The organism is Hyphomicrobium sp., assembly GCF_041674905.1.
Lineage (GTDB): Bacteria > Pseudomonadota > Alphaproteobacteria > Rhizobiales > Hyphomicrobiaceae > Hyphomicrobium_B.
The window spans coordinates 1-8,640 of the sequence record NZ_JBAYUV010000062.1; the positions used below are offsets into that span (position 1 = coordinate 1).

Annotated in this window: 19 protein-coding genes; 7 read left to right on the forward strand and 12 right to left on the reverse strand. The window is 56.9% G+C overall.

Translation table 11 applies throughout. The features are described 5' to 3' along the window. Positions 1-123 precede the first annotated feature (123 nt). The 12 genes from WC026_RS16730 to WC026_RS16785 form a co-directional block, all read right to left on the reverse strand. Positions 124-414, reverse strand: coding sequence for a hypothetical protein (locus tag WC026_RS16730; RefSeq protein ID WP_372712145.1), 291 nt, complete (start codon positions 412-414; stop codon positions 124-126). 232 nt (positions 415-646) lie between these two features. Further along, the gene (locus WC026_RS16735; protein WP_372712146.1) at positions 647-1,168 is read right to left on the reverse strand and encodes a hypothetical protein; all 522 of its coding nucleotides are present in this window, start codon (positions 1,166-1,168) and stop codon (positions 647-649) included. Then, complete coding sequence (locus WC026_RS16740) at positions 1,125-1,826, reverse strand: hypothetical protein (RefSeq protein ID WP_372712147.1); 702 nt, start codon at positions 1,824-1,826, stop codon at positions 1,125-1,127. Before WC026_RS16740 ends, WC026_RS16735 begins: the two co-directional genes overlap by 44 nt. 295 nt (positions 1,827-2,121) lie before the next feature. After that, positions 2,122-2,400, reverse strand: coding sequence for a hypothetical protein (locus WC026_RS16745; RefSeq protein ID WP_372712148.1), 279 nt, complete (start codon positions 2,398-2,400; stop codon positions 2,122-2,124). 4 nt (positions 2,401-2,404) lie between these two features. Then, positions 2,405-2,806 (reverse strand): hypothetical protein, encoded by a 402-nt coding sequence (locus WC026_RS16750; protein ID WP_372712149.1) that lies wholly within the window; start codon positions 2,804-2,806, stop codon positions 2,405-2,407. After that, positions 2,796-3,077 carry a hypothetical protein gene (locus tag WC026_RS16755; protein ID WP_372712150.1) on the reverse strand — a complete coding sequence of 94 codons (282 nt, stop codon included), beginning with the start codon at positions 3,075-3,077 and terminating at the stop codon, positions 2,796-2,798. The genes WC026_RS16750 and WC026_RS16755 overlap by 11 nt, the downstream gene beginning before the upstream one ends. Beyond that, complete coding sequence (locus WC026_RS16760; RefSeq protein ID WP_372712151.1) at positions 3,074-3,304, reverse strand: peptide chain release factor-like protein; 231 nt, start codon at positions 3,302-3,304, stop codon at positions 3,074-3,076. The genes WC026_RS16755 and WC026_RS16760 overlap by 4 nt, the downstream gene beginning before the upstream one ends. Before the next feature lie 25 nt (positions 3,305-3,329). Next, positions 3,330-3,506 (reverse strand): hypothetical protein, encoded by a 177-nt coding sequence (locus tag WC026_RS16765; protein ID WP_372712152.1) that lies wholly within the window; start codon positions 3,504-3,506, stop codon positions 3,330-3,332. Next, on the reverse strand, positions 3,503-3,979 hold the full coding sequence (locus tag WC026_RS16770) for a helix-turn-helix domain-containing protein (protein ID WP_372712153.1): 477 nt from the start codon (positions 3,977-3,979) through the stop codon (positions 3,503-3,505). Before WC026_RS16770 ends, WC026_RS16765 begins: the two co-directional genes overlap by 4 nt. Next, positions 3,976-4,389: a RusA family crossover junction endodeoxyribonuclease gene (locus WC026_RS16775; protein ID WP_372712154.1), complete on the reverse strand. Its 414-nt coding sequence runs from the start codon at positions 4,387-4,389 to the stop codon at positions 3,976-3,978. Before WC026_RS16775 ends, WC026_RS16770 begins: the two co-directional genes overlap by 4 nt. A gap of 420 nt (positions 4,390-4,809) precedes the next feature. Then, positions 4,810-5,169 carry a hypothetical protein gene (locus tag WC026_RS16780; protein WP_372712155.1) on the reverse strand — a complete coding sequence of 120 codons (360 nt, stop codon included), beginning with the start codon at positions 5,167-5,169 and terminating at the stop codon, positions 4,810-4,812. A gap of 455 nt (positions 5,170-5,624) precedes the next feature. Beyond that, entirely contained in the window at positions 5,625-5,861 is a 237-nt protein-coding gene (locus WC026_RS16785; RefSeq protein WP_372712156.1) for a hypothetical protein, read from the reverse strand. A 75-nt stretch (positions 5,862-5,936) separates the two neighbouring features. Here WC026_RS16785 and WC026_RS16790 point away from each other — a divergent pair, with 75 nt between their 5' ends. From WC026_RS16790 to WC026_RS16820, 7 genes are all read left to right on the forward strand, one after another. Next, entirely contained in the window at positions 5,937-6,242 is a 306-nt protein-coding gene (locus WC026_RS16790) for a helix-turn-helix domain-containing protein (protein ID WP_372712157.1), read from the forward strand. A gap of 116 nt (positions 6,243-6,358) precedes the next feature. Then, complete coding sequence (locus WC026_RS16795; protein WP_372712158.1) at positions 6,359-6,508, forward strand: hypothetical protein; 150 nt, start codon at positions 6,359-6,361, stop codon at positions 6,506-6,508. Further along, a complete protein-coding gene (locus WC026_RS16800; protein WP_372712159.1) occupies positions 6,508-7,095 on the forward strand; it encodes a hypothetical protein in 588 nt (195 codons plus the stop codon). The genes WC026_RS16795 and WC026_RS16800 overlap by 1 nt, the downstream gene beginning before the upstream one ends. A gap of 81 nt (positions 7,096-7,176) precedes the next feature. Beyond that, the gene (locus tag WC026_RS16805; RefSeq protein ID WP_372712160.1) at positions 7,177-7,341 is read left to right on the forward strand and encodes a hypothetical protein; all 165 of its coding nucleotides are present in this window, start codon (positions 7,177-7,179) and stop codon (positions 7,339-7,341) included. A gap of 5 nt (positions 7,342-7,346) precedes the next feature. Then, a complete protein-coding gene (locus WC026_RS16810; protein ID WP_372712161.1) occupies positions 7,347-7,637 on the forward strand; it encodes a hypothetical protein in 291 nt (96 codons plus the stop codon). Next, entirely contained in the window at positions 7,637-7,930 is a 294-nt protein-coding gene (locus WC026_RS16815; RefSeq protein ID WP_372712162.1) for a hypothetical protein, read from the forward strand. The genes WC026_RS16810 and WC026_RS16815 overlap by 1 nt, the downstream gene beginning before the upstream one ends. 231 nt (positions 7,931-8,161) lie before the next feature. Beyond that, entirely contained in the window at positions 8,162-8,518 is a 357-nt protein-coding gene (locus WC026_RS16820) for a hypothetical protein (protein WP_372712163.1), read from the forward strand. Positions 8,519-8,640: the final 122 nt, after the last annotated feature.

Below are 8,640 nucleotides of genomic sequence, written 5' to 3' on the forward strand. Positions count from 1 at the left end.
GTCGTCTAACCCGGACCCATCTGGCTTATGGTCAGGGGCCAGTTCCGCTACCATCTTGTTCCATCTTACAAGGAGAGAAAACCGTCGAGCCTCAATCAGCTCTGCTTCCTGCTCAGGCGTCATCTACTTCCCCTCACGAGATGCGCGGATCGCGGCGGCGTAGGAAGCCGAGATGCATTCGCCAAAAGATTTATTAAATGCCCCTGGCCAAGCATATTCGGCGTCTTTCAGCATCCCGTCTGTCGGCGTTTCAAGCTCGGTAAGGACGGCGTCGGCAGCATCAAAATATGATTGTTGGTCAGATAGCGAAAACTCTGAAAACTCGGCTTCAAGATCGCGGCCTTCGGCCAAGACTTCACCCACCATAGCTCGCCGAACCGCCCGCGCAATCCGCTCTCGCATCGTCATAGCCATCACTGCCTCTCCGGCTTGTCATCAAACATCGCATCCAGATCAGGATTTTCCCCGCCGCTCCGCCATGTACCGATTGTAGCAGACCAGTCACGCTCGCACTCTTCGCAGCAAGAACCGTAATATTCCCGCTCTTCTTCCGAGAGTAGTTTCCCGCAGCCGGCGACGGGCCAGTGCCCAGTGCAAATCAACAACATCATGACCTCCATAACCGATCGTCTCGCGCGTGAAGGCGCTACTCCGCAGCCTCGCGATCGCCCATATAATCGCGCGGATCATTCCAGAATGACTTCGGCGTTGTCCGCTTCGCACGCATCACCACGCTGGGCTGCGACAGTTCAAGCGGCGTGAGAAACCCATACGGCGCGTGAACCGTCTTGAACCCAAACGGCGGGCCGTGGCGCATCGTATAGGGCACTTGGCCCTTGCGGTTGACGATGCAGTTCGGATCAGCCAATTGCTCGTCCGTAAAGCCGTGGCGGGCAGGCGGAAGGCGTCCGTGTTTAAGATCGTCAACCAACTTCGTGAACCGCGCCTTCATCGCCTCGCGGTGCTCATCGCTGAATTGTTCGATAGGCGGCGGGAGTTTAGCCAGCGTGTCGCGCTGAAACCGTCTGGCCGAAACCTGATTGCAAAGCTCGTAAAACTCCGGCGCGCTCGGCGGCCACGCTGTGCCTTTCTGCCGCGCTTTTAGCGACGCCTCGCTGACAATTTCAGCCGGATATCCGTCTAGCGATTGCAGATAGCTCGCCATCATCGTCGCCAATTCCTTCTCGGTCGCCCGGAATGACGGAAAGGCTGAGAACATTTCCACTAGATATCGAGCTTTTAGCTGCCTGCTCATCGTGTTCGCCTTCGAACGTTTTCGCCCAAAAATCTGCTAACGCGCCCCTCCCGTAATCGCGCTCTTGCGGCGGGCCGGCGCGCGCGTTTGCCCTCCCAGACAAAACACCCAACGCCCACGCCACCGGGTCGGCTTTGCGCTCGCGTTTGGCGTCGCGGAGCACGCCGAGGACTAGCCCAGCGTTGGCGTCGCCTCCGGCAAGTTTCAGCATTTTGCCGACCGACGAGCGAAGGGAGTTTTCAGATTTCCCGGTTTCCTTGGCGAGCCAGCGAAGGCCATCCCGAAACAGAACGTCCTTCGGGTCCTCGTCCATCGGATTTTCGCAATCCGCCGCGTCAGCGGCCGAACTTGAGCGAAGCGAAAGTTCGGAACTAGAGGGGGTTATTTTCTTAGGGGGGTGTGGGGGGATTTCTTTTAGGGGGAGGGGTTTTGCGACTGTCGCGCCCACGTCGCCACCTTGTCGCGCGACTGTCGCGCGACGATCCCTTTCAATGCGCTTTTGTTCTGCTCTTTTGTCGCGGCGGTCCTGGTCCTTTGCGCGCTCAGCCTCGATCGCTTTGACGGCAATCATAATCGCCGCCAGCGGCGCCCCAGCGGCCTCCATGTCGGACATGAGCTGCGCGATGCTCATGCCGCCCTCCGCAAGAGCGCCCGGCGGGCGCTTTCGTCGTCAGACGGCGCAGTCAACGGGCTGTCGATCGTCCAACTGCACGTCTCTCGGTTATACCAAACGTCGCGCCCGCTTCCATTGTTGTGGCCGCAGATCATCGGCGCAAAAAAGCCGTGACGTTCCTTGCACTCCGGGCAGCAAGCGTCCGTCGTGTAAAATTCCATCGGCTTTTTGGCCTTGGGCTTTCTCTTGCGCGTCATCCTTCGCCACCGATCTTCGGGCGCGCGGCGAGCATCTTTGTGAACACTTCGCCGGGTGTGAGCATGAACCCTTCTTCCATTGCATCGGCTATGGCCGCCATGCCGAGTTGGTTCATTTCACCGGTCGCCTCTTTGGGCACGACGACAAAACCGTTTGCTTCAAGCGAGGCGAGCGCTGTTTCTACAATCTCCTTTGTGCTCAGCGGCGTCATATATGCGCCGCGTCTTGCATGGGCGCGCTCAGTCGCTTTTTCGATCGCTTCTTTCAGGGTCATTTCATCACGCCCCGGCGTTTTGCAAGGGCGGCGGAAGGGGCCGCCACATTAGCGGTTGAATTGCATCGTGGTCGAACGGGCAGCGGCTCAAATACCAGCCATCACCAAACCAGTGAGCCACAGTTGGCGGTTGCTGCGCGAATGTCGTCCATCGGTCATATGGACCGAAGCAAACTAATATATGAGTTCCGTCCTTGGGAGCCGTCTCGATCGTGTCCCACTGTGCATCAGCATCTATCTTGGCGCGGAGCGAGGCGTTATGCTTCTCCAACTCCGCAATCTTTGCGTATGCTGCTTCGATGGCGTTTGCGACAGCACGCCAAGAATTCGCGGCGTTGCTCTCATGGAATGTTTTATCCATCGCTATTGCCATCGTCCGCGCTAGCTTCAACGGATCATCGCTCATCACAGCGCTCCTTCTTGGAGCCGACGCGGACAATTGTTGCCCGGCACGCCTCACCAATGGCTGCGGGGCAATATGCGCATGTCGGCGGATCACAATCCGCCCCACGCTTGGCGCATATTTGGTCGAGCAGATCGTCGATAGCTTCCTGTTCCGTCGCGCCGTGGCCTATAGGACATCCGTCCCCGTCATAAGTATCGTCGTCGATGGCGGACCAATCGAATTGACGAATGGGGATCGGCGGGTAGTCGAAACTTGTGACGATCTTCGTCATATCTCGTTGCTCCATTTGCAGGTCAGCGCGGCCTCAATCATTTCGACCGCAATCATCTTGTTCTTGTGCTGCGACCGGCTCACGCCGCACTGCGCGAAAATTCCGCTTGGCAGATGCGTTACGCGGATATCTGCGACCGGAGACCCCGCGTGTTGTCCGCCGGGCGGCGTTGTGGTGCCTGTCACGCGATAGATAAGCTCAACGCGCAGATGCTCATCGGGGATCATTTGTGCATATCCAGCGCGCGGAGCCTCACTGGCGGGCCTCTGTCTTCTTCTCGCGTCGAAGCGCTGCGGCAACGATGCGCTGGCGAATTTCTGCGATGTGGATCTGGAACAAAGCCGCCTCCGACGCGTTCAGCTTGCGACGACCGGTTGCGACCTCTATGGCGAAATCAAGAGCGGCGAGTTGTGTAGCGTCAGAGATCATGGCCGCGCCTCCATCTCGCGTTTGAGGCGGCGGCAGTGCGACGCCGCGCCGAACTCACCATAGAGCGCGGCGGCGTCGACATAGTCCTGCACGAGATCGGCAGGGAGCCATTTCGGCAAGGAGAAGCCTTTGCGCGAGTGCAGCCGTTGACTGCGGGGAACCGTCACACGGGGGAGGGCCGTCGCATCTGTAGGGTTGGGCGGGCGACTTGGCTTGCCATTCAACGCGTAGTTGATCGTCGTGTGATTGCGATTGAACAGCCGCCCAATTTGGGACAACGACAAATGCGGGAATGCTGCTTTTGTCGCTCGGATCGCGTCATGGCGTGCGGCGCTGATCGGCGGAATACGCCCGCGTCCGAGAACGTCAGAGACCGTGACGCCATGTGCGCGCGCAGCTTCTGCGATGAAAGAGCGCACCTTGTCGCCAAACATTTGTTGCGGAGTTTCGATACGGTCAGCGGTCAATGTCATTTTGCGATTTCCCCTGCATCAAGTCTCTCGACGGTGATGGTTAAGCCAGCAATCGGGCCAAATTTTTTTTGCACTGTCAATTCGCAAACTTGTGCATCGTCTCGCCACACGATCGCGTTCAGCGCGTCAATCATCTTTGCAAGATTGTCGGCATCTGGCTTTGATGTCTTCCACACAGCGGCGGCGCGCTTCTTTGCCGGCCATGACTGAGGAACCAAAAACGTCGCGCGGATCGTCACGCGCAGCGGCCCTTCAAATGGCGCGCGCCGGCCCATCGCCTCCGCAGCTTTCACAGCTACAACGCCCTCGTAATTGGCTGTTCGTGCCGGAGTGAACGTGCGGCCAGTCGCGCGCACAAAGCGCGGCCGGCCTTTCGCAACAGGTATCCCAGGGACGGTGAACGCTATCAACGGCGTGCCATCTTGCTCATTTTTTCTCCTAGGGTGGCGGAGGCAATGGGCACAACTCCACCGCCTCCGCCGTTCGCCTTTCTCGCGCGATCCTCATCACCCGAGTTCCCCGCCTGAATTGCGTTACAGGCGAAGCCTTGAATAAAAAAGCGTTTCATTCAGCGTCGAGACGCCAAACGCGGATGCCAGCAACGTCGTTTTCGGTAACAGAGCGGCATGCTACTTTGAAATCGATGTGGCCGCGCCTTTTAAGCACGCACGCACAATTATTGACGATATTCATTTTGGTGCCTGGGAAAAATATAGACGCGCCTTTTGGCAATCCACGAATAACCCCAGATATCGAGTTTGGGTCGCGTATTGGACTCTTCGCTCGTATGATAGGAACATCAAAATCATATTTTACATCGCTCATTCGCTTCACCCCTTCAGCGCTTTTTTCGCTTCATCCAACGCAGCCGCAGCGCGTAAAATTCCAACATCATCAGCGCGCGCAGCCGTAAGGCGAGCGACAGCCAACTCATGCTCAAATTGCGAAATCTTGTTCTCAAGCCTTCGGATCGCATAAGCGTTCATCCGATCTGTGATGCGTTCGACGTGGACAAGCGAGCCGTTGCAGAGCCGCCTAATCGTTCCCGGCTTAACGCCGGCCTCTCGTGCGACGATGGCGCGCGCTTCGGGCTTCTTCAGCCCTCTTTCCACCATCGTGTCGCGCACCATGCGCTCAGCGATATTGGCCACGCTCATTTTGTGTTCACCTTTGTCACGATCTGCGCTCACGGCTCATGCTCCTTATCGGTTCATGAGAGAGCGCGTTGAAACAGACACACCCCTAGACACTTGGACCCACATCAGCGCGCCAACGCTGGCGGTCCTATCGAAACTTTCGAACTCCGGCGCAGCCCCTCGTCAGCCGTTGCGCGTCGGATGCAGGGGCGATGCTTTGAGTCATCGCCCCTGCCGTTCGCAGTCTGCGGGAACTGACCGAACCCGCTTCGTGATCCTCGCTTCGACACGCTCGGCAGTGCGTCTAACGATTCCCTCGCCGGAATTGCGACCGGCGAAGCCTTGAATAAAAAAGGCGGAGTCCGAAAACTCTACGCCAGTTGCGCGGCCCGCCCTGGGGAGGCAGGGGAGAAGGAGGCCGCGAAGCCGTTAGAACATCAAAGCAAACGCAATGACGGCGAGCGCCGATGCAATCGCGCATGAGATGTGAAAGTCGCGAAGTGGTCGGGTCATGCCGCGTCTCCTATTTCGGGTGCCTGCGAGCGCGCCGGTTCTTCGCCGCGAAAGGGATGCAACGTTCCAAAATCGGCGAAGGTCAGCATCTTGTTCGACGCTTCGACGATGCGGATTTTCCATTCGCTAGGAACGCCGCGCTGTCGCCATTTGAAGACTGCGGCACGAGACGCGCCCAAGCTCTCGGCGATCTCTTCGACAAGTCGTCGTGTTTCGTTAGGGTCGATGCTCATAGGCTCATGATTGGACAATTCGTCCAACTTGTCAAGCGGGACAATCTGTCAAAATTTAAGCGGACGACATGTCGAATGACGCTGGACAGAATGTCTAATAATTTCAGCGCCATGCCAAACGAACAGATGCTTTTTGAGAACGCGCTTTGCGCAAGAGTGAAGCGCCTACGCGAAGAAAAAGAATGGACTGCCGAGCAAATGGCTATAGCGCTCGGCGTTCCTCCGGAGCGGTATCGCAAATACGAGAACCGCAGCCCAATGCCGCAATATTTGATTCCTCGCTTCGCTCTAGTCGTGGATCGGTCTGTCGAATACGTGCTGACCGGAAAAGAGCCGCGCTCGCTAACATTGGCGAAGCCCGCGTATCGTAAAATTTCATAAGCGATTGTTCTGGTTGAGCTAAAAAAATTTGTCGTGGCGTTGGACAAATTGTCCTTGACGCGCTGGACGAATTGTCCAATACTCGCTCCATAGGCACAAGCCTTGGAGTGACGACAATGACCGACTCTCAATTTTGTTTCTTCTTTTTCGGAACGACGCTCGGCCCGCTCGTGGTCGGCGGCCTTATCGCTCAAGTCTTCGCGATCCGCTCTGAGATCGCGCGCCTTCGCAGCGCGCGCGTCGTGTCGAAGCGGGAGCGCGCGTGATGGCCATCATCGAAACCAAATTCTCAATAGGTGATGTTGTCTATTACGCCTCGACGACGACCGAGCGAAAGCAGCACCCGTGCCCCGACTGTCTCGGAACGAAGAAGTGGAAGGCGATCAGCCCCGCCGGCAGCGAATACGAGTTCAGGTGCCCACGATGTGGGAGCATGTATCACTCAAGTCACGACCTGTCGCTGGACTATGCGACATTTGTTCCGACTGCGTCTCGGTTGACGATCGGCAGCGTTCGCACGGATAGCGCCGACAAGACTCAATACATGTGCATCGAGACCGGCGTCGGCAGCGGCACTCTTTACGACGAAATCCGTCTTTTCAGCACAGAGAACGAAGCAATCGTCGCTGCGCAGGCGCTTGCCAACAAATCTAACGACGGCGGCGTTCCTTGGGTCGCGCAGCAATACAACAAGACGCTGGAAGTTTGCGATTACCAGCTAAACGACGGTCGAGAACACGTCGAACAAAAGCGCGCCGATCGTCTTGCGTGGCAGATCAAAGACCTTCGCGACGAGATATCCAACTGCGAGGACATGGGCGACGTGGCCAGCCTCGTCAAAAGTTTCGAGTGAGGTGGCTATGAAACTCGACCGCGCAGCCGTCATGAAAGACGCCCACCGCAGATACCGAGACGGAAAGCGTCTCGGTCTCGGATGGACGTTCGGGCAGTGCCTGTCAACGGCATGGGCGGCGGCGAAGATGGCGCGCGCGAGCGGATCAGCAAAATTTATGAGGGCAGCATGATCAATATTCTCATCGGCGTTGGTATTCCGATCGCGATTGCAGCGTTCGGGTTGTTCTCAATCTGGCATGGGTGACTGTCATGAACACCACGCTTCTACTGATCGACTACGGCCCAAAGCTCGGGTCGTCATTCCCTGAAACTGTCGACGGCTTCACGCTTGACGACGCCGTTTCCGACATCCTCTCCGGCGCCCAACATGGCAGTCTGCGCGCTGTTTACGAAGTCCGCGAAGGCGAGCGGACGAAGGACGTCTCCGAGATTGTCGCGGACAAGATCGCGGCGGCATGGATTGCTGGCCAATTCGTCTCGCCGATGGCGCGCGAGTTCGTCGATTATTGCGGGCGCGAAGTCAGAGAGGCGGCTGAGTAATGGACATACCGATAAAATTCATGGGCGAGGATTTTATCGCCGTTGTCGATTACCGCGTCACGTCATGGGGCGCTCCTGAGTCGTGGTCATCATACGGCGGAGATCCAGCGGAACCGCCTGAATGGGAAACAGACAGCATCTTTCTGCGATGGGACAGCATGGGCGGCCTTGGATCTGAATTCGAGGCCACGGGCGCGCTGTTCGACCATCTGAACAATCTCGACAAGATCAATGACGCGATCTGCGAGGCGATTTGCTCGGATGGGCCTCCAGAGCCGGATTACGATTACTAATATCTAGAAAGGAGCGCGTGATGTCTTCGCATAATTTCCATTGGATATGCGGGTCAGAGCTTAAGGCGGTCTGGATGGACGCAGGTCAATGCATCATATTCACTGTGGGCGGAAGCGATATCTGCATTCATGCTCATGGAAACGAGCACATAGAGCGATTGCACAGAGCTTACGATGCTTTCGAGCGTGAACTGCAGCGCGAGCCAGTCGCGCAAGCGGCGGAGTAGGACAATGAGCAATGAATTTGATCCTGATTGGCCGCATGGGCATACATACGCTGACATGTCGGCGCGCATTATCTGCACAAACGCCAAAGGGCAATATCCTATCGTTGCCCTTGTTTATGACCTTGAACTCGAAAAAGAAGTGGCTCGTTTTTTTACTAGGTCCGGCGAAGGGTCATTTGTTGGCCGCCTCATCAACGCGCCAGCGCCGAAGCGTAAGTTTGTCAGGTGGGTGAATGTTTATAATTCCAATTTACATGAGACCAGGGAGGCTGCGGATTGCGTAGCAACAATTGGCGGCGGCGGGAGACTCACATGCATCCGAGTTGAGTTTGAAGAAGGGGATGGGTCGTCTGCGCAATAATGGGGTGGTGAAATGAGCATAACCGAAAAATTCCTAAAAGATACGATTACCGCGTACGACGATTTTATCGCCAGAGCGGTAGCAATATCAGCACTGCCTGGCATCGGCAGTAAGTGCGTTGA

Bases quoted from the DNA above. Each gene is read 5' to 3' on its own strand.
- WC026_RS16765 (WP_372712152.1), bottom strand. From the start codon at position 3,506: ATGATCTCTGACGCTACACAACTCGCCGCTCTTGATTTCGCCATAGAG.
- WC026_RS16805 (WP_372712160.1), top strand. From the start codon at position 7,177: ATGGACGTTCGGGCAGTGCCTGTCAACGGCATGGGCGGCGGCGAAGAT.
- WC026_RS16820 (WP_372712163.1), top strand. From the start codon at position 8,162: ATGAGCAATGAATTTGATCCTGATTGGCCGCATGGGCATACATACGCT.
- WC026_RS16735 (WP_372712146.1), bottom strand. From the start codon at position 1,168: ATGATGGCGAGCTATCTGCAATCGCTAGACGGATATCCGGCTGAAATT.
- WC026_RS16800 (WP_372712159.1), top strand. From the start codon at position 6,508: ATGGCCATCATCGAAACCAAATTCTCAATAGGTGATGTTGTCTATTAC.
- WC026_RS16760 (WP_372712151.1), bottom strand. From the start codon at position 3,304: ATGATCCCCGATGAGCATCTGCGCGTTGAGCTTATCTATCGCGTGACA.
- WC026_RS16750 (WP_372712149.1), bottom strand. From the start codon at position 2,806: ATGAGCGATGATCCGTTGAAGCTAGCGCGGACGATGGCAATAGCGATG.
- WC026_RS16815 (WP_372712162.1), top strand. From the start codon at position 7,637: ATGGACATACCGATAAAATTCATGGGCGAGGATTTTATCGCCGTTGTC.
- WC026_RS16810 (WP_372712161.1), top strand. From the start codon at position 7,347: ATGAACACCACGCTTCTACTGATCGACTACGGCCCAAAGCTCGGGTCG.
- WC026_RS16770 (WP_372712153.1), bottom strand. From the start codon at position 3,979: ATGACATTGACCGCTGACCGTATCGAAACTCCGCAACAAATGTTTGGC.
- WC026_RS16730 (WP_372712145.1), bottom strand. From the start codon at position 414: ATGGCTATGACGATGCGAGAGCGGATTGCGCGGGCGGTTCGGCGAGCT.
- WC026_RS16790 (WP_372712157.1), top strand. From the start codon at position 5,937: ATGACGCTGGACAGAATGTCTAATAATTTCAGCGCCATGCCAAACGAA.
- WC026_RS16740 (WP_372712147.1), bottom strand. From the start codon at position 1,826: ATGATTGCCGTCAAAGCGATCGAGGCTGAGCGCGCAAAGGACCAGGAC.
- WC026_RS16745 (WP_372712148.1), bottom strand. From the start codon at position 2,400: ATGACCCTGAAAGAAGCGATCGAAAAAGCGACTGAGCGCGCCCATGCA.
- WC026_RS16785 (WP_372712156.1), bottom strand. From the start codon at position 5,861: ATGAGCATCGACCCTAACGAAACACGACGACTTGTCGAAGAGATCGCC.
- WC026_RS16795 (WP_372712158.1), top strand. From the start codon at position 6,359: ATGACCGACTCTCAATTTTGTTTCTTCTTTTTCGGAACGACGCTCGGC.
- WC026_RS16755 (WP_372712150.1), bottom strand. From the start codon at position 3,077: ATGACGAAGATCGTCACAAGTTTCGACTACCCGCCGATCCCCATTCGT.